Origin of the sequence: Rahnella bruchi (genome assembly GCF_003614975.1) — a bacterium.
Taxonomy (GTDB): Bacteria; Pseudomonadota; Gammaproteobacteria; order Enterobacterales; family Enterobacteriaceae; genus Rahnella; species Rahnella bruchi.
Genome location: NZ_QZWI01000003.1, coordinates 224,021 through 242,491, shown reverse-complemented (window position 1 = coordinate 242,491; position 18,471 = coordinate 224,021). Strand labels below are relative to the sequence as shown.

Genomic DNA, 18,471 nt, shown 5'->3' with positions numbered 1-18,471 from the left:
GGCGTTTCTGTATGGCGCTATTTTTGTTAACAAAAGCGGTGCAATATGCAAGTTGTAATTATGCGTCACGGTGATGCAGTTCTCGAAGCTGCAAGCGACTCGGTTCGCCCGTTAAGCGAATGCGGATGTGACGAATCAGTACATATGGCGGCCTGGCTGAATGGTCGTGGCGTCAAAATTGATCGCGTTCTGGTCAGTCCGTACCTGCGTGCGCAGCAGACGCTTGAAAAAGTTCGCCAGTGTCTGTCTCTGCCTGAAAACGTAGAAATTGAGGTTCTCAAGGAACTGACGCCGGGTGGTGATCCTGCTCTGGTCGCCAGTGAACTGCAACATCTGGCCCTGACCGGCGTCAGCGCTGTGCTGGTGGTGTCCCACCTGCCGCTGGTCGGTTATCTGGTTGCAGAACTGTGTCCGGGCGTTTGCCCGCCGATGTTTGCCACCTCAGCAATGGCCAGCGTCGAGCTGAACGGTGAAACCGGACAGGGGACCTTTGACTGGCAGTTTAGTCCGTGCCAGGTCATGGCTAAGGTCTAAACCCCTTTACTCGCCATACTTCGAGCCGCAGATGCGTTGGCTGCGATAAATTACCCGAATCACTTACCTGAGTAAGCTCATCGGGATAATTTTAATTGCCGCTTTCTGCAACTCGAATTATTTAGAGTAACGCATCGGTGCTCAGCGACAGACAAAAGAAAGGCACAGCTTCTGCTGTGCCTTTCTCGTTTCTGAAGATTGGGATGGGTCAGCTGATTTTGTCGTCCAGCTCTACCAGCACCAGCAGGGCGGCGGTGCCACCGAGTTCTTTCGGTGCCTGATGGAAGGCTTCGACGTCAGGATGTTGCGCCAGCCACAGCGGGGTTTGCTGTTTGAGAATATGTTTGCCGTGACCGTGCATCACGCAGGCGCAATGCACGTGTTCGCGGCGGCAGGCGGCGATCAGCGCGCCCAGTTCCTGTTTGGCTTCTTTCTGCGTTAAACCGTGTAAATCGAGAAACAGCTCGGGCGAATAATCCCCACGGCGTAATTTTTTCAATTCAAAATGACTGACGTCTGGCCGGATATGGCGAACCGGGCCTTCTTCCTGCAACATCGGCTGGAATTCATCAGAAAAATAATAACTCGCGTCCACTTGCTCCTGAATCAGCTTTTTAGGTGACAACTCTGCCACCTTTTTCCGCCGCGGGCGGTGCGTAATGGTATCGTTTTTCAGGCGCTTGACGCCCGGTACAGCCTCACGGAATAACGCGGTTTCCTCCGGGCTGAGCAGGTGCTTTTTCTTCATCATTTCTTCGTCATTTTCGCTCAATACATACAGTGTACCTTCCGCCGCCCTGCGGTTTAAAGAAAACTCAGGGTTAAATTCTTCGAGACATCGCGCAAGTGCGTTGACTAGCTGCTGATTTGTGGCGGGCTTCGTGGCAAACTATGCGGCAAATAATGGGTTAAACGTCTGTTAAAAACCCGTGCACTGCCTGGAGAATAAAATTGGACAAAATTTTCGTCGACGAAGCCGTCAGTGAACTGCATACCATTCAGGATATGCTGCGCTGGACCGTCAGCCGCCTGAACGCGGCCAATGTCTATTACGGTCACGGCACCGATAACCCGTGGGACGAAGCAGTGCAGCTGGTTTTGCCAAGCGTGTTTTTGCCGCTGGACATTCCTGAAGATATGCACACCGCGCGTCTGACTTCCAGCGAACGCCATCGTATCGTTGAGCGCGTGATCCGCCGCGTTAACGAACGTGTTCCTGTTGCCTATCTGACTAATAAAGCCTGGTTCTGCGACATGGAGTTTTATGTCGATGAGCGCGTTCTGGTGCCACGTTCGCCAATTGGCGAGCTTATCAACAACCGCTTTGCCGGGATTTTGCAGGATAAACCTCAGCACATTCTGGATATGTGTACCGGCAGCGGCTGTATCGCTATTGCCTGTGCTTACGCGTTCCCTGAAACCGAAGTGGATGCGGTAGACATTTCTGCCGACGCGCTGGCCGTAGCCGAGCGCAATATCGACACGCATGGCATCGAAAACTGGGTGACGCCAATCCGTTCCGACCTGTTCCGCGAATTGCCTGCGTTGCAGTACGACCTGATTGTGACCAATCCACCGTATGTTGATGAAGAAGATATGTCTGACCTGCCACAGGAATATCGTCACGAACCGGTTCTGGGTCTGGCTTCCGGCAGCGATGGTCTGAAACTGACCCGTCGCATTCTGGCCTGTGCGCCGGATTACCTGACCGATAACGGCGTGCTGGTTTGCGAAGTGGGTAACAGCATGGTGCATCTGATGGACCAATATCCTGAGATCCCGTTCACCTGGCTGGAATTTGAAAACGGTGGTGACGGTGTCTTTATGCTGACTAAACAGCAGCTGGTCGATTGCGCCGAAGAATTCCGCGCATACCGCGACTGATTTACCCGTCATCGCTGACAATCATGACCGGCGCTAAGCCGGTCATTCAAAAATTACTCTACATAATGGTTAAGGAGCCGTGATGGCAGGGAACAGTATTGGGCAGTTTTTCCGCGTCACTACTTTTGGCGAATCTCACGGTGTGGCACTGGGCTGTATTATTGACGGTGTGCCGCCGGGCATTGCGCTGACCGAAGCAGACCTGCAACACGATCTCGACCGTCGTCGTCCGGGCACCTCACGCTATACCACACAGCGCCGCGAAGCCGACGAAGTGAAAATCCTCTCCGGCGTGTTCGAAGGCGTGACCACCGGGACCAGCATCGGCCTGATTATCCAGAACACCGACCAGCGTTCACAGGATTACAGCGCGATCAAAGACGTATTCCGTCCGGGCCATGCCGATTACACCTACGAGCAAAAATACGGCGTGCGCGACTATCGTGGCGGTGGCCGTTCTTCTGCCCGTGAAACCGCCATGCGTGTGGCTGCCGGTGCGGTTGCCAAAAAATATTTGCTGGAAAAATTCGGCGTTAAAGTGCGCGGTTATATGTCTCAGATGGGCGATATCACCTGCGAACTGAAAGACTGGGATCTGGTCGAAACCAACCCGTTCTTCTGCCCGGATGAGAGCAAGCTCGAAGCGCTGGATGAACTGATGCGCGCGCTGAAAAAAGAAGGCGATTCGATAGGTGCCAAAATCACCGTCGTGGCGGATCACGTGCCGGTCGGTCTTGGTGAGCCGGTGTTTGACCGTCTCGATGCTGACCTGGCGCACGCGTTGATGAGCATTAACGCGGTCAAAGGCGTGGAAATTGGTGATGGCTTTGCGGTTGTCACTAAACGCGGCAGCGAAAACCGTGACGAGATCACCCCGAACGGTTTTGAAAGTAACCATGCGGGCGGCATTCTCGGTGGCATCAGCAGCGGGCAGCCGGTTGTGGCGCATCTGGCGCTGAAACCGACTTCCAGCATCACCGTTCCGGGCCGTACCATTAACCGTGAAGGCGAGCAGGTAGAGATGATCACTAAAGGCCGTCATGATCCTTGTGTGGGGATCCGCGCAGTGCCGATTGCTGAAGCGATGATGGCGATCGTGCTGATGGATCACTTATTGCGTCAGCGCGCCCAGAACGGCGACGTCAATTCTTCCGTACCACGCTGGTAAGCCACTGATGAAAACCTTACGCACTCTCCCGGCGGTGAAAGCCGTCTGCGGCGGTCTTCTGGCGCTGGTGCTCTGCGCACCGGTTCTGGCAGCAACGCCATGGCAGAAAATCATCCAGCCCGTTCCGGGCACGCCTGAAGCCATCGGCAGCTACGCCAATGGTTGTCAGGTGGGCGCTCAGCCATTGCCGCTGAACTCACCGGATTATCAGGTGATGCGCACCGATCAGCGTCGTTATTTCGGGCAACCGGATTTGCTGGCATTTATCACCCGTCTCGGTACTCAGGCACAGCAAAAAGGTCTGGGCACCATGCTGGTGGGGGATATGGCGATGCCAGCCGGTGGTCGTTTCAGCAGCGGCCATGCCAGCCATCAGTCAGGGCTGGATGTGGATATCTGGTTGCAATTGCCACGCCAGCGCTGGAGCGAAAAGATGCTGCTCAAACCGCAGCCTATCGACCTGGTGAGTGCGAACGGTAAATCCATTGTGCCAGGCCAGTGGCAGCCGCGTATTGAAACGCTGATCAAAATGGCCGCGCAGGATAAAGAAGTGGTGCGGATCTTCGTCAATCCGGCCATCAAGCAACAGCTTTGCCTCGATGCCGGAACAGATCGAGAATGGCTGCATAAAGTGCGCCCATGGTTTGGTCATCGCGCGCACATGCACGTTCGTCTGCGTTGTCCGGTCGGTAATCTCGAGTGTGAGAATCAGGCACCGCCGCCTCCGGGTGATGGTTGTGGCGCGGAGCTGCAAAGTTGGTTCCTGCCGCCGAAGCCGGGTAGCGGAACATCTGTGAAAAAAGAGCCACCTCCGCTGCCGCCTTCTTGTCAGGCGCTGCTGGATAAACACGTTCTTTAACAGGTTTCACTCACTCTTCGCCACGCATAGCGAGCTGACAAAAAAATGGACTGGTTGATTGTTGCCCCGTGGGTTTTGGTTGTTTTATTTTTCGTTGCACTGTGTGCCGGTTTCATTGATTCCATCGCCGGTGGCGGCGGGCTGATCAGCCTCCCGGCGCTGCTCGCGGCGGGTGTCCCGCCAGCACAGGCGATTGCGACCAATAAATTGTCTTCTATTGGCGGCTCCTTTTCTGCCAGCCTGTACTTTGTGCGGCGTGGCGTGGTGGATCTTAACGATCAAAAGCTTAATATTGCCTGTACCTTTGTCGGCTCGGTGATTGGAGCGATCCTTATCCAGCATATGCGCGCAGATATGCTGCGTCAGGTATTGCCGCTGCTGATCATCTGCATCGGTTTATATTTTTTACTGACGCCGCGACTGGGCGAAAGTGATCGGGCAAGACGCTTAAATGCATTGCCGTATGCGCTGGTGGGCGGCGGTTGCGTTGGTTTCTACGACGGATTTTTTGGTCCCGGTGCCGGATCCTTCTATGCGCTGGGCTTTGTGACGTTATGCGGGTTTAATCTGGCAAAAGCCACGGCACACGCGAAAGTACTCAATTTCACCTCAAACCTGGGTGGCCTGATCTTCTTTATTCTGGGCGGCAAGGTGATTTGGGTACTGGGATTTGTCATGGCGGCCGGGCAATTTATCGGCGCGCGGCTTGGCGCACGCATGGTGCTGACCAAAGGCCAGAAGATGATCCGCCCGATGGTGGTCATTGTTTCTGTGGTGATGAGCTGCAAACTGATTTATGACAATCATGGTGCCGAAATTCATCAATGGTTAAGCCTGCATTTATAATCTCAGGAGCAACAAAATGCTTGCCTGAGGTCATGAAATCGGGTGTTTAAACAAGGGTATATTGTCGCCCTTTCTCACTTACTGAGTTTCACAGCTTTTATGTCTGATTCGACTGCAACACATAACTATCATCAATTGATCGACATTTTTGATTCCTGTTTCTTTGAGGAATTCAACGTTCGCCTTGTGAAAGGCGACGACGAACCGATCTATCTGCCTGCTGATGAACAAGAACCCTTTAACCGCATTGTGTTCGCACATGGTTATTACGCCAGCGGCATGCATGAGATTTCCCACTGGTGCGTGGCCGGTGCCGAACGCCATAAGCTGGTGGACTTCGGATACTGGTACTGCCCGGACGGTCGTGACGCACAAACGCAAAGTGAATTTGAGAAAGTTGAAGTTAAACCACAATCTTATGAATGGTTGTTCTGCGCGGCGGCGGGCTTTAGTTTCAACGTCAGCTGCGACAACCTGAGCGGCGATTGTGAGCCAGATCGCGTGGGTTTCCAGAATAAAGTGCGCGAAGAAGTACTGCGTATGCTGGAACAGGGTATTCCGGAAAGACCGGCGCGCTTTATTAAAGCGTTACAATCGTTTTACAATACGCCCCCTTTGACGCCTGCAGATTTCCCTGCATTGCAGCCGATCGAATAAGAACTGAACACGAGAGGAAAAGTAATGATCGCAGAATTTGAAACGCGGATTTTAACGCTGATCGACGATATGGTCGAAAGCGCCAGCGACGATGAATTATTTGCCAGTGGCTATCTGCGAGGCCACCTGACAGTCGCTGTGGCAGAAGCGGAAGAAAACGGTGAGCACACCGCCGAAGCGCTGAAAATTCGTGTTCAGGATGGTTTGAATAAAGCCATTCAGGCCGGTGAACTTTCACCGCGCGATCAGGCCTTAGTGCAGGGAATGTGGGAGAATCTGTATCAGGCTTCCCTGCCACAGTAAGCACTTTTCGGCAAAGAAAGCGCAGCGACGGGTTAACCGGCTGCGCTTTTTTATTGTCTGAGGAGAGGCGGATTAATGCGATTCGACCGGACGCCCTTTCAGCAATTTTCTGACCCACATGCGGTTCGGATTCAGTGCTGCCAGCGTTTCACTGTCCAGAGGGATTGGCTCACCGGCAATCTGCGCGGCCAGAATTTCTGCACCGAGCGGCGCGGAACTCAGCCCGCGTGAACCGAGCGCACCAAACAGGAACAGATTTTCGTAATGCGGTGCCGGAGCAATGGGGCGGTGGCGCTGAATATCCAGATCCAGCTTTTTATAACTCTCAAGCAGGGCGTCGTAATCAGACACAGAGCCTATCATCGGCAGGTGGTCCCGCGTTGCACAACGCACACCGTTGCGCGCTTCGCCTTCACTGACATCCACGTCATGCGGCCATTGCATCTCCGGCAGGCAATTGATCAGGCGCTGGCGGTTTTCCTGCTGATCGTCGTCACGGTAATCCGTACATTTATCTGCACGGTGATAGCTTGCGCCAATGCAATGATGCTGGTTTTGCGGACTGACCGGCGTCATATAACCGTCGTAGCACAGCACCTGTTTCAGCTTGCTCAGCTCCGGTGTGGTTGGAATATGAGAAACCTGACCGCTAACAGCGTAAACGGGCAATTTTTCAGTCTGGCTGAAATCCGTAATATCCGTGCCGTTCGCCAGTACTACCGCCTGATGACGGACTGTATGACCCTCGGCAAAGGTCAGCATCCATTGTGAATCCGCGTCAAAATCTAATGCGGTCACGCGCTGGCGATAATGCACCGTTAAACCCTGTGCTACGCCCAGACTGATCAGCGATGCGGTCAGTTCTGCCGGGCACAGCCATGCACCTAGCGGATAGGTCACGCCGCCGCTGCCGCACGGTAATCCGCACAACGCTTCCACATCTTCTTCGCTCAGTCCTTTTGCCAGCTCTTCCGGCCAGCCACCGTTCAGTATGCCGCCGATTTTGCTCTGACTTTTTTCGTCATAGCTGAGCTGTGTTACGCCGCTCCAGCCGTGATCGAAAGGGACGCCCAGCTTTTCAAACTGTTCATACTGGCGACGGGCGAAAGTGAAGGCGTGCGCAAAGAAGTGTTCCAGGGTGTCGCCACGGCCATTGAGCAGCGGATAAACCGCGCCCTGACGGTTACCGGAAGCGCCGAGCGCCGGTTTTTCATCCGCACAGTACAACGTGACCGAATAACCACGGCGCAATAACGCCAGTGACAACACGGCGCTGGCGACGCCACCCCCTGATACCGCAAATTCTGTCGCATTTTTCGCCGCCGGACGCACATACCACGGCGCGGGATGAGATACGTCAATTCCTGCTGGCCTTTCTGCTGGTATAAAGCCGGCTAACATATGTCGTTTTTCGCCAAATCCCGGCACTTTACCGATGTCGAAACCGGCATCCTGCAATCCGCGGCGCACGAAACCGGCCACCGTAAATGTCGCGAAGGTGCCTTGCGGACGGGTCATTTTTGCCATGGAACGGAATAACGCTTCGGTCCACATGTCGGGATTTTTGGAAGGCGCGAAGCCATCAAGAAACCAGGCATCGACCTGCTGATTCATACTGGTGTCACATGCCGGAAGCAGGGTAGTCACATCGCCGAACCACAGGTCAAGTGTGATGCGCCCGCCCGCCAGCAACAGGCGATGGCAGCCGGAAAAGGCCATCGGCCATTGTTCGCAAAGTTGCCCGGAATACGCGGCGAGTTCGGGCCATTGCGTATGCGCTGTCGCGAGATCCCTGGCAGACAGCGGGAATTTCTCGTAGCTGATGAAATGCAGGCGTTGCAGTGTGGCATCAGGGTTTTCGGCGTGAAACGCATCGAAGGCCTGCCATAGCGACAAAAAGTTTAAACCGGTGCCAAAACCGGTCTCTGCGATGATACACAGCGGACGAGTGTGCTCAGCAAAACGCGCCGGAAAATGGTTGCCATTGAGAAAAACATGACGTGTTTCCAGCAGGCCGCTCTGATTGGAAAAATAGACGTCATCAAAATGTCGGGAAACAGGTGTACCCTGTTCGTTCCAGCTTAATTCAGCGGGTGTGATCGGGTTATGGCTCACGTGAAACTCTCTCAGTTCAAGGCGATGCCGGAGTTTAACGCTGCGTCTGACCCTGCGCAAATTTACTACGATTTACATAAGGAATTGCTGATCGGACTTGTTCGGCGTACAACTGTACGCTAGAGTGCGTGACGAAATCCCAAATGGTGAATAGTACAAGAGGTATTAAATGAAACGTGCAGTGATTACTGGCCTGGGTATCATCTCGAGCATCGGTAACAACAAGCAGGAAGTTCTTGCATCTCTGCAGGAAGGTCGCTCTGGGATCACCTTCTCGCAAGAGCTGAAAGATGCCGGGATGCGTAGTCACGTCTGGGGTGATGTCAAATTAGACACCGCAGGCCTTATCGATCGTAAGATTGTGCGTTTCATGAGTGATGCCTCGATCTACGCTTACCTTTCCATGCAGCAGGCGATTGAAGACTCCGGTCTGACCCCTGAGATGGTTTCTAACGAACGTACCGGCCTGATTGCAGGTTCCGGCGGCGGTTCTCCACGTAACCAGGTTGCGGGTTCCGACGGTATGCGTGCCAAAGGCCTGCGCGGCGTTGGTCCATACATGGTGACCAAAGCGATGGCATCCGGTGTTTCTGCCTGCCTCGCAACGCCGTTCAAAATTCGCGGTGTTAACTATTCCATCAGTTCTGCCTGCGCCACCTCTGCACACTGCATCGGTAACGCGGTAGAAATGATCCAGCTGGGCAAACAGGACGTTGTGTTTGCAGGCGGCGGTGAAGAACTGTGCTGGGAAATGGCGTGTGAATTCGACGCGATGGGCGCACTGTCCACCAGCTACAACGAAACGCCAGACAAAGCTTCCCGTACCTACGACAAAGCGCGCGATGGTTTCGTTATCGCAGGCGGCGGCGGTATGGTTGTTGTGGAAGAGCTGGAACACGCTCTGGCACGTGGCGCACACATCTACGCAGAAATCGTTGGCTACGGCGCAACGTCTGACGGCGCAGACATGGTAGCGCCATCTGGCGAAGGCGCAGTGCGTTGCATGAAAATGGCAATGAACGGCGTTGATACCCCAATCGATTACGTTAACGTGCACGGGACTTCTACTCCGGTCGGCGACGTGAAAGAGCTGGGTGCTATCCGTGAAGTGTTCGGCGATAAAACGCCGGCGCTGTCTTCGACCAAAGCCATGACCGGTCACTCTCTGGGTGCTGCGGGCGTTCAGGAAGCCATCTACACCTTGCTGATGGCTGAACACGGCTTCATCGCGCCAAGCATCAACATCGAAAATCTCGATGAGCAGGCAGAAGGCATGGACATCATCACTAAACCGACTCAGCGCGAGCTGACGACTGTGATGTCTAACAGCTTCGGCTTCGGCGGCACCAACGCCACGCTGGTAATGCGTAAGCTGAAAAACGACAAATAATTTCCGTCGTTAGCCAGTGTCGTTAGCCAGTAAATAAAAGCCTGCTTCCGAGCGGGCTTTTTTACGTCTGTCGTTTATCCCTTCTGTTCTATTTCAACAATTCAGGTACAATTTCGCTGCTTCTTATTTTCACCTTGTTGACATAATGCTCTCACTCAGACACATCCATCATCGACATCTGCATGTTCCGGCCTGGCTCGGAATTGTGGCGATCCTGATGTTGTTTATTGCGCCGGTGATTTCTAAATCGCTGGTAGCAGAGGGTGCGCAGCATATGATGATGCCTGGCATGATGATGTCCGATATGGACATGCCGGACACAGATATAGCTGGCATGGAGTTGTCAGACCATCACGCATCATCGATGAAACATTGTCAGAAGCAAACCTGTAAATCAGCGCCGCAGGATGCCGTGAAAGCCATGCTTTCCGGTGACATGAGTGATGCCGCGTGCGGTTATTGCGTGCTGCTGGTGCATTTACCGATGCTCGATTTACAGGCCATGCCGATGCAGTGGTCGCTGGATTTTTCCAGCCGTGCCCCTCCGCGCGCTGTCATACAACGCCTGATCCCTTCACTGTTCTTCACGGATTCCCAACCCCGCGCACCCCCTGTTTTTCTGTAACAGCCTCTGAATCATTATTTTCAAGTTAACCGCGATGATTATCGCTGTTGACGGCGTGCTATTTGAAATTCAGGAAATCAGCTTTATGAATCAACCTGCAAACCTGCCAGCCAGCGCGGGTAAAAAATTACCTGCGCAGGCGGCCTTTCTGGCGCTGCTGCGCCGTGTGCATTTTTACATTGGCCTGTTCGTCGGGCCGTTCATTTTTATCGCGGCACTCACCGGCACGTTATATGTGCTGACCCCTCAGTTTGAAAGTTATCTCTATGCAGATGCGTTGTTCACTTCATCAAAAGGCGAGGCACAGCCGTTGTCGCAGCAGATTGATGCCGCGCTAAACATCGCCGGTCAGGATAAACAGATTTACGCGGTCAGACCGGCACCTTCTGCGGGGGAAACTACACGGGTGATGTTTTCTGACCCGAACCTCGGGGCATCAAAAAGCCGTGCGATTTTCATCGATCCGGTGACACTGGCAGTGAAAGGGGACATGACGGTATATGGCACCAGCGGCATTTTGCCTTTCCGCACCTGGCTGGATGATTTGCATCGTGGTCTGTTACTGGGCGATGCAGGACGTGTTTACAGCGAGCTCGCCGCGTCATGGCTTTGGGTGGCGGCGCTTGGCGGTGTGGTGCTCTGGTTTACCGGCCGCCGCAAACCTCGCCGGTTGCGTCAGGTCAGCGGGAAAGCAGAAAAACAGCAGCGCAGCCGCCGCTGGCACAGCACGCTTGGCCTGATATTGCTGGCCGGATTACTGTTTTTCTCCGCGACCGGTCTGACCTGGTCTCAATGGGCGGGTGATAATATCGGTGTGTTACGCGCCTATATGGGCTGGATGACGCCTGCGGTGAAAACCAGTCTGGACCCGCTGGCGGAGGCTGCACCGGCTGATGAACATGCAGAACATCATGCCGGGATGGCTGATATGCCTGATATGCCAGGGATGGACATGTCAGCACATTCAATGCCTGCTGTAGCGCAGGCTGCAACGGTTTCAGCTTCGACTTTTGATGCCGTTGTTCAGGCTGCGCGTGAATCGGGTATTGCGGCGCATAAAATCGAAATCCGACCGGCTTATACCCCCGGTAAAGCCTGGACGGTGACCGAAGTCGACCGCAGCTGGCCGACGCAGGTGGATGCAGTTTCAGTTGATCCAAGCTCTTTGCAGATTGTCGATCACGTACGTTTTGCTGATTTCCCGCTGCTGGCCAAACTAACGCGCTGGGGCGTGGATGCGCATATGGGGATCCTTTTCGGCGTCTGGAATCAGGCCATTCTGGTGATTTTCGGTACCGGGCTTTGCGTGATGATTGCCTGGGGATATCGCCTGTGGTGGTTGCGCAGAACGGTCAGCAGTGACAGTAATAATCCGGCTATCACACTGCTGCAAACCTGGAAATCTGTGCCGTTCAGTCTGCAATGCCCGATTTTTGTCATCACCCTTGGGCTGGCGATATCATTGCCGGTGATGGGTGCGAGTCTGATGATTTTCCTGATGATTGATGTTTTCCGCTGGCAGAAAAGCAAACGTACAGTGAAAGCCCTTTCTGCTGTCGGTTAACGTTGGCCGGAAGTGACATGAAATAACAATTTGCGGGAAGTCCCGCAACATGATGACGGGGCTCTGTATGAGCCCCGTTTTTTTTGCGTGATGCCTCGGGGAAAACACTTTTGCAGTGGCAGAGGTTTTATTCTTCGGGTAACGTCAGCGCATCGTTTTCGATGAAGAAAAACTATGTTGATAACAGCGTTTGGCACTGTATTAAAGCCGTTTTTACGTGACAGATTTTTGCATCTTTTGGTGCTGCTGGGCGTCATTCTGGCACTGTTTCAGCCTGCAAAAATACTCCAGTTTCCGCAGTTTGTTGACTGGGACACCATCGTCACGCTGCTGGGGTTACTGATGCTGACCAAAGGCGTTGAAGTCAGCGGCTATTTTGATTTTGTTGGACGCAAGATGATTAACGCCATCGATAATGAACGCAGGCTGGCGCTGTTTCTGGTGATGGCAGCGGCGGTGCTTTCCACGTTTATGACTAACGACGTGGCGCTGTTTATCGTTATTCCGCTGACGATCACGCTGAAAAAACTGACGTCACTGCCGGTGACGAGACTGATCATATTTGAAGCTCTGGCGGTGAATGCCGGTTCACTGCTCACGCCGATCGGCAACCCGCAGAACATCTTGCTGTGGAATAAGTCTGGTGTGTCGTTTTTGCATTTCATCGGGCAGATGGCACCGCTGGCGTTAATCACGCTGGTCGCGCTGCTGGTCGTCACCTGGTTTTGTTTCCCCTCGCACAGCCTGAAAAAGCTGGAAAGCAATCAGGGTTATCCGTTCCAGAAACGCTTACTGGTTTGCTGCATGACGCTATATGCGGTATTTATCGCCTGCGTGGATCTGGGGCTGGCGCTGTACGGCTTACTGGCTGTGATTTTGTGTTTCATGCTGCTGGCGCGCAACGTTTTGCTGCGTATTGACTGGCCGCTGATCCTGGTTTTCATCGTGATGTTTATCGATGTGCGCCTGATTGTGGGCTTACCGGCTTTGCAGCCCGCGTTCGCTCAGATTCACGGTTTGCCGGATTACGGGCATTACCTGCTCAGCATCGGACTTTCTCAGGTGATCAGCAACGTACCGGCCACGATTCTGATGATCAACTATCTGCCTTCCGGGCCGTTGCTGGCATATGCCGTGAATGCCGGCGGTTTCGGGCTGGCGATTGGATCACTGGCTAATCTGATCGCATTACGCATGGCGAATGATAAAAAAATCTGGCTCAGATTTCACTATTACTCCTTCCCGTTTCTGCTGTTCAGTGGCGTGGCGGGCTGGCTGTTGCTGGCGCTGTTCTCCAAATAGCGGATATCTTCAGCGACGCCAGACGGTTCACGGCAGCGGTGATTTCAGCAGGGGTTAATGCCGAGAACCCGAGCAACCAGCCATCCTGGTGCTGGCTGGAGTTGCCGGGAAATAACGGTGAAAGGCGAGGGGTTTCAATGCCAGCCTGCGCAGCGAGTGTGCTGAAATAGTGCTCCTGTCCGGCAGGAAGGTGAGCAGCAAGCTGTAATCCGCCCGCAGCCACCTGAGGGGTGAGCCACTCAATTTTTTGTCTGATTTGCTCAAGAAGGTGGTCACGGCGGCTGTGGTATAGCTGGCGGGAGAAACGCAGGTGTGAGGCAAAATGCCCGGCCTGCATAAATTCGGCGGTGACGGCCTGCATCAGCTGTGAAGAATGACCATCACTGACCGTGCGCAGTGTCACCATCGGTGCGACGAGGGCAGGCGGTAATACGGCATAGGCCAGCCGCAAAGACGGGAATAACACTTTCGAGAAGGTGCCGAGATAAATGACCTGCTGATGTTTATCCAGCCCCTGCATGGCCGGAAGTGGCCGCCCGTCGTAATGCAATTCACTGTCGTAATCGTCTTCGACTATCCAGCTGCCGTGACGCTTTGCATAGTCGAGCAGATGCAGACGGCGCGGCAAACTCAGGCTGACACCGGTCGGATAATGATGCGAAGGCGTCAGGTATATCAGGCGTGGCACGGGCAAATCAGGCGTCGGAGACATTCCCTGTTCATCGACCGTGACAGCGCAAATGTCCGCTCCCGCACTGGCAAAAGCGTTTCTGGCACCTAAGTAACCCGGTTGCTCCAGCCAGACGGTATCTTCAGGGTCGACAAGCAGCATTGCCAGCAACTGAAGCGCCTGCTGCGAACTGGTGGTGATCAGGATTTGTTCCGGGCTGCACAGCACGCCTCTGGATTGCTGCAGGTAGCTGGCAACCGCCTCGCGCAGAGGCCGATACCCCTGCGGATCGCCATATCCCAGCAATTTTTCGCCCTGAGTCCGCAGCTGTCTGGCAGTGATTTGTTTCCAGATTTTCAGCGGAAAAGCGCTCAGGTCAGGTGAACCCGCGGCGAAGGGAACCGGTGACCGAGGGTCGCGGCATCCGCCGGTGGCGACTATTTTGTGTCCCCGTGCCGACAGTCTTGAAAGCCCAGCGGAGACGGTTTTATTGTTGCGCGATACGGTGCTGTGCGGCAGCGAGGTGCTGACAAAAGTGCCTCTGCCCGTTTGCCGCTGTAAATATCCCTCGGCTTCAATCTGTGCATAAGCGGCTTCTACCGTGACGCGCGACAGCCTGAGGTCGGCTGCCAAAATCCGGGAAGAGGGCAGTCTTTCCCCGCTCGCGAGTGCACCGGTAATCATTGCCTGACGTAACGCCATACACAGCCTGTCCCGTAAACCTGCGGAGGTTCCTGACGCAGTGAATGCCGTGTTTTCGAAAAGCGTAATCAGTGCTGATGGCCGAAGTTGAGCTGGCATGATGGGTCTTATGGTTAGCAGGTAATTGGCATTAATCATAAGACCAAAAACAGCGATGATGGAACTGTTTTCAGTTACATCACTTTATGAGGAAGCGTTTATGCAACAAGAGTCTTATGTTTTAGGATTTGCCCCCCCGTCACCGGAAATCAGCGCTGCGTATCTGTTGTCGAAACTGAGCTTTTATACCGATGCGGCTGATGTTGCGGCAGACTTACAAAACGGTGTCAGCGGGATTGTGGTTATTGATACCCGTTCTGCTGAACATTATGCGCGCGGTCATGTGCCGGGCGCGGTCAGTTTTCCGCATAAACTGATGACGGCAGAAAGCACCCGGGAACTCAGTAAAGCGGCAGTGTATGTGACGTATTGCGACGGGATCGGATGCAACGGTTCAACGCAGGGTGCGTACAAACTGGCGAAACTGGGGTTCAGGGTAAAAGAGATGATTGGCGGACTGGATTTTTGGATCCGCGATCAGCACCCGCTGGCTGTGGGTGAGGAACGCGGACACTATTCAAAGGCGCTGGCACCGGAGGATTGTGGCTGCGCCTGAGGTATTGTTGCTGCGTTTAAAACAAAATCCACAGCAGGATCGCGACAATCACGAACGCAATAAATAACAACGGCTTGCCGCCAATCGCCTGCATGGAAGGCGGCAGCATGGCAATCAGCGGGTTCATGATCGGCTGAGGATCGGTGCGCGATACGGTCGTGAACGTATCATCGGTTTCATCCGCACGCGGTGAACGATCTACCCGCTGGCTGAACAGGACTCCGATCAGGTCACTGACCTGCGCCTGATTCAGCGGTGTGGATAAGGTCGCACTGAAGCGGTTGTCGGCATATTCGGTCAGCTGATGAATTTCATGCGTACTGGCCGGTTGCTTGAGCACGCTGAGCAGTGTGGTCAGCGTCGGCGCCGTGGTCTGCTGGCTGAGCGAGGCTTTCGCCTGCAAAAACTGGCTGAGCAACTGGAAATGTTTTGCCGGGATAGGTTCACCGACTTTGACGCCCACCAGCGTAAACAGTGTCTGCCAGACCTTGACCGGTGCCTCGCCGGTCGCCGCACTCAGACGGGTGACCAGCTGCTGCAAACTGTTATGTTCGGCAGGCAGTAAAGGACGGTCGGTGACCGGGGTCTGTTGCGGTTGCGGGATATTCATCTGACGGGTCTGGATCAGATCCAACACCTGTTGCAGCTGCGGATGCGTCAGCTGGCTCAGCACGGTGTGCCCAAAATTCTGGCGGATAAAATCACTGACCGCCTGACGGTTATTTCCCTGAGGCAACAGTTCGGTCAGTTGCAGCATTAGCTGGCGCGACGCGTGGCTGTCCTGTGCCTGAGTCAGTTTTCCCTGTAACAGGGCTTCCGCCTGCGGGAACTGCTGCGAGGTGATTTCCGCGCCATGCGGCAGAGAAAGTTCATGTCGCAGGCTGGCCCAGATTTCAGCAGATTTGACCGGCATCAGTGCCATCAGTTTGACGATCAGTTTTTCCAGCGTAGTACGCTGCACCGGCGTTAATGGCAGCTCAGCGCCTGTTTTTGCAGGAACGGTTTGGCCCTGTGGTTGTGTTCTGTTGTCGCCAACCGGCATACCCGGGCCGCTCAAAGGTTGCATATCACCGTCCTTCGCTGGAAATTAAAAACGTCACTTAAACTTGAGGTTAATAAACTAAGGTTAAAAGTAACAAGTACGGCGCAGAGCGCGGAAGCGCCTCATCATACCTGCAAAGTGTTTTCACCGACACCGTGAAAAGCAGGCTGGCGGTGATTCCTGAAGATATTGTTGCTTAAAACGGCGGATAAAAACGTATTGCGGAGCGCGAAAGCAAAAAGCAGGAAGAAGCGCCATCCTTTTTCGGGATGGCGCAGGGGTTTACCCGATTTCTTTTTATGCCGCAGGCGACTTGCGTGAGTACAACGGTTTGCGTAAACGCTGTGCAAGAATGACACCGGCAAGCGTGATGCCGCCGCCGATCAGGTGATAGCTGTGCAGCTGCTCATGCAGGAACAGCACGGCGATCACCGCTGTGAAAATTGGCGACAGGTTCATGAAAATAGACGCTTTATTGGCACCCAGGCGAATAACGCCCTGTATCCACAGGAAAGGAGCAATAATCGAAGCCGGGATCCCGGCGAACAGCACCAGCGGAATGTTATGCGCGTTAAGGCTGACATCACCGGCGAGCAGGAAGTTTGGCAACAGCAGTAACACGCCGAAAATGATCTGCACATACAAAGATTGCCAGTTTGGTAATGGGATCGCCCAGCGTTTGGTTAACACGCCGTATAATGCATAAGACGCGGATGCCGCGAACATCATCAGTTCCCCCTTGCCAATGCCGTGCTGCAACAGCTGCGACGGATCACCCGCACTCACCAGCCACAGTAAGCCGCCGAGTGAAATAATACTGCCCAGCGCGACGCCGACGGTAGGGACGATGCGCAGCACCACCAGACCAATCAGAACGGTCAGTAAGGGGATCAGAGAATTGAGGATCCCCATAAACAGCGCGCTGACGCTGTGGGCGGCGTAATACGCCAGACTCTGGTACAGCACCATGCCCAGCAGACCGAGGATCAGCAGTTTCCACCAGTATTGTTTTACCGCTTGCAGGTTACGCAGCAGGCCTGGCAGCACAAAAGGGGTCAGCGTTAATAAAGCCAGCAGCCAGCGGTAGAACGAAATGGCCGCCGGATCGATAGCGGAAGCCGAAGCTTTACTCACCACCGCATTCAGCGACCAGATGAGTACAGCAAAAAGAGGAAACAGCGCATTCATTGATTATTATCCCTGAGTAAATCGTCACGCTAGTGTACGGTTGTCTTATTTCTTATATATAACGATAATCAGACAATGCATCGCGCAATTCAGACAACCCTCGCGTGGCTCACAGACAAAAGGTTCTTATGCTTTCTCCCCGCTCAGCGCCTCCCCGTTTTTATCCCCCTGTTCCTGAGAAGATGCCGCTTACGCTGCTTTTTCGAGGTGAGATTGTGGAAGGGAATTCCGAATATGTACGCCACTCGCACCCGTGGAGCCAGATCATCTGTGTGAAATCAGGTGTTCTCGCCATGCTGGTGGCGGGGCAGCGTTATCTGGCGCCGCGTGAATTTGCTATCTGGGTGCCTGCCGGAGTGGAGCATTCAAGTTATAACCGTAAGACCACGCGTTTTTGCGCCATTGATATCGCGCCGGAACTCGATACAGATTTGCCCGCAGAGCCTTGTCTGCTGACGCCGACGGCCATTTTTAATGCCATAGCCGATGATTGTTTCTCACGAAATATGACAGAGCCTCAGACCGAAGCGGATCTGCGGATGTGTCGCGTTTTGCTGGATCAAATCAGTCTGGCACCGAGACAAAATACTTATCTGCCCACTTCTGAAAACAAACTGCTGGCTCCGGTTCTGAATGCGTTGGAGAAAAATCCGGCGGATAATACGTCGCTGGCGCAGTGGGCAAAGCAGGTTTACACCACTGAACGTACTCTCTCGCGGCGCTGCCAGCAGGAGCTGGGGATGAGTTTTGCACAGTGGCGTCAGCGGTTGCGTTTTCTGCATTCGATTTCCCTGCTCGAGCAGGGGAAAACGGTGCACGACGTTGCGCTCGATCTCGGGTACAGCTCGTCTTCAGCGTTTATCGCCATGTTCCAGCAAATTTCCGGTACGACGCCGCAGCGTTTTCGTAACGACAGGTAAAGCTGTGCCCTGAAAGTTGGGATCTGACCCTGTATCGTGGCAAAATC

18 protein-coding genes are annotated in these 18,471 nt (G+C 54.0%); 13 read left to right on the top strand and 5 right to left on the bottom strand.

What is annotated here, in order from left to right; translation table 11 throughout:
• Positions 1-45: 45 nt before the first annotated feature.
• Positions 46-534, top strand: a complete 489-nt coding sequence (gene sixA / locus D5398_RS08270) for a phosphohistidine phosphatase SixA (protein WP_120507172.1) — start codon at positions 46-48, stop codon at positions 532-534.
• Positions 535-742: 208 nt separating this feature from the next.
• Here sixA and smrB read toward each other — a convergent pair whose 3' ends face one another.
• Complete coding sequence (smrB, locus tag D5398_RS08265) at positions 743-1,282, bottom strand: endonuclease SmrB (RefSeq protein ID WP_120132246.1); 540 nt, start codon at positions 1,280-1,282, stop codon at positions 743-745.
• A gap of 203 nt (positions 1,283-1,485) precedes the next feature.
• Between smrB and prmB the strand changes: the two genes are divergently transcribed.
• The 6 genes from prmB to D5398_RS08235 all read left to right on the top strand — a co-directional run bounded on the left by prmB (position 1,486) and on the right by D5398_RS08235 (position 6,251).
• Positions 1,486-2,418, top strand: coding sequence for a 50S ribosomal protein L3 N(5)-glutamine methyltransferase (gene prmB, locus D5398_RS08260; RefSeq protein WP_120507171.1), 933 nt, complete (start codon positions 1,486-1,488; stop codon positions 2,416-2,418).
• An 82-nt stretch (positions 2,419-2,500) separates the two neighbouring features.
• Positions 2,501-3,586 (top strand): chorismate synthase, encoded by a 1,086-nt coding sequence (gene aroC / locus D5398_RS08255; protein ID WP_120507170.1) that lies wholly within the window; start codon positions 2,501-2,503, stop codon positions 3,584-3,586.
• A gap of 7 nt (positions 3,587-3,593) precedes the next feature.
• Positions 3,594-4,445, top strand: a complete 852-nt coding sequence (gene mepA, locus D5398_RS08250) for a penicillin-insensitive murein endopeptidase (RefSeq protein ID WP_120507169.1) — start codon at positions 3,594-3,596, stop codon at positions 4,443-4,445.
• A gap of 45 nt (positions 4,446-4,490) precedes the next feature.
• Positions 4,491-5,291 carry a sulfite exporter TauE/SafE family protein gene (locus D5398_RS08245; protein ID WP_120507168.1) on the top strand — a complete coding sequence of 267 codons (801 nt, stop codon included), beginning with the start codon at positions 4,491-4,493 and terminating at the stop codon, positions 5,289-5,291.
• Between the two features lie 99 nt (positions 5,292-5,390).
• On the top strand, positions 5,391-5,948 hold the full coding sequence (locus tag D5398_RS08240; RefSeq protein ID WP_120507443.1) for an elongation factor P hydroxylase: 558 nt from the start codon (positions 5,391-5,393) through the stop codon (positions 5,946-5,948).
• A gap of 24 nt (positions 5,949-5,972) precedes the next feature.
• On the top strand, positions 5,973-6,251 hold the full coding sequence (locus tag D5398_RS08235) for a YfcL family protein (RefSeq protein WP_120507167.1): 279 nt from the start codon (positions 5,973-5,975) through the stop codon (positions 6,249-6,251).
• Positions 6,252-6,323: 72 nt separating this feature from the next.
• Here D5398_RS08235 and mnmC read toward each other — a convergent pair whose 3' ends face one another.
• Positions 6,324-8,366, bottom strand: coding sequence for a bifunctional tRNA (5-methylaminomethyl-2-thiouridine)(34)-methyltransferase MnmC2/FAD-dependent 5-carboxymethylaminomethyl-2-thiouridine(34) oxidoreductase MnmC1 (gene mnmC / locus D5398_RS08230; RefSeq protein ID WP_120507166.1), 2,043 nt, complete (start codon positions 8,364-8,366; stop codon positions 6,324-6,326).
• A gap of 169 nt (positions 8,367-8,535) precedes the next feature.
• On the opposite strand from mnmC, the gene fabB reads away from it, so the two are divergent.
• The 4 genes from fabB to D5398_RS08210 all read left to right on the top strand — a co-directional run bounded on the left by fabB (position 8,536) and on the right by D5398_RS08210 (position 13,247).
• Positions 8,536-9,756 carry a beta-ketoacyl-ACP synthase I gene (gene fabB / locus D5398_RS08225; protein ID WP_095922883.1) on the top strand — a complete coding sequence of 407 codons (1,221 nt, stop codon included), beginning with the start codon at positions 8,536-8,538 and terminating at the stop codon, positions 9,754-9,756.
• 145 nt (positions 9,757-9,901) lie between these two features.
• Complete coding sequence (locus D5398_RS08220; RefSeq protein WP_120507165.1) at positions 9,902-10,381, top strand: DUF2946 domain-containing protein; 480 nt, start codon at positions 9,902-9,904, stop codon at positions 10,379-10,381.
• An 85-nt stretch (positions 10,382-10,466) separates the two neighbouring features.
• Positions 10,467-11,945: a PepSY-associated TM helix domain-containing protein gene (locus tag D5398_RS08215; RefSeq protein ID WP_120507442.1), complete on the top strand. Its 1,479-nt coding sequence runs from the start codon at positions 10,467-10,469 to the stop codon at positions 11,943-11,945.
• Positions 11,946-12,119: 174 nt separating this feature from the next.
• Complete coding sequence (locus D5398_RS08210; RefSeq protein ID WP_120507164.1) at positions 12,120-13,247, top strand: SLC13 family permease; 1,128 nt, start codon at positions 12,120-12,122, stop codon at positions 13,245-13,247.
• Here D5398_RS08210 and pdxR read toward each other — a convergent pair.
• On the bottom strand, positions 13,201-14,718 hold the full coding sequence (pdxR, locus tag D5398_RS08205) for a MocR-like pyridoxine biosynthesis transcription factor PdxR (protein WP_120507163.1): 1,518 nt from the start codon (positions 14,716-14,718) through the stop codon (positions 13,201-13,203). The two genes, D5398_RS08210 and pdxR, sit on opposite strands and share 47 nt — an antisense overlap.
• A 100-nt stretch (positions 14,719-14,818) precedes the next feature.
• Between pdxR and D5398_RS08200 the strand changes: the two genes are divergently transcribed.
• Positions 14,819-15,274, top strand: a complete 456-nt coding sequence (locus D5398_RS08200) for a rhodanese-like domain-containing protein (RefSeq protein WP_120507441.1) — start codon at positions 14,819-14,821, stop codon at positions 15,272-15,274.
• 16 nt (positions 15,275-15,290) lie between these two features.
• On the opposite strand, the gene flk is transcribed toward D5398_RS08200, so the two are convergent.
• Both flk and D5398_RS08190 read right to left on the bottom strand, forming a co-directional pair.
• On the bottom strand, positions 15,291-16,340 hold the full coding sequence (flk, locus tag D5398_RS08195) for a flagella biosynthesis regulator Flk (RefSeq protein ID WP_120507162.1): 1,050 nt from the start codon (positions 16,338-16,340) through the stop codon (positions 15,291-15,293).
• A 273-nt stretch (positions 16,341-16,613) separates the two neighbouring features.
• Positions 16,614-17,504, bottom strand: coding sequence for a DMT family transporter (locus D5398_RS08190; RefSeq protein WP_120507161.1), 891 nt, complete (start codon positions 17,502-17,504; stop codon positions 16,614-16,616).
• A gap of 128 nt (positions 17,505-17,632) precedes the next feature.
• Here D5398_RS08190 and D5398_RS08185 point away from each other — a divergent pair, with 128 nt between their 5' ends.
• Positions 17,633-18,424, top strand: coding sequence for an AraC family transcriptional regulator (locus tag D5398_RS08185; protein ID WP_120507160.1), 792 nt, complete (start codon positions 17,633-17,635; stop codon positions 18,422-18,424).
• The last annotated feature ends 47 nt before the right edge of the window (positions 18,425-18,471 follow it).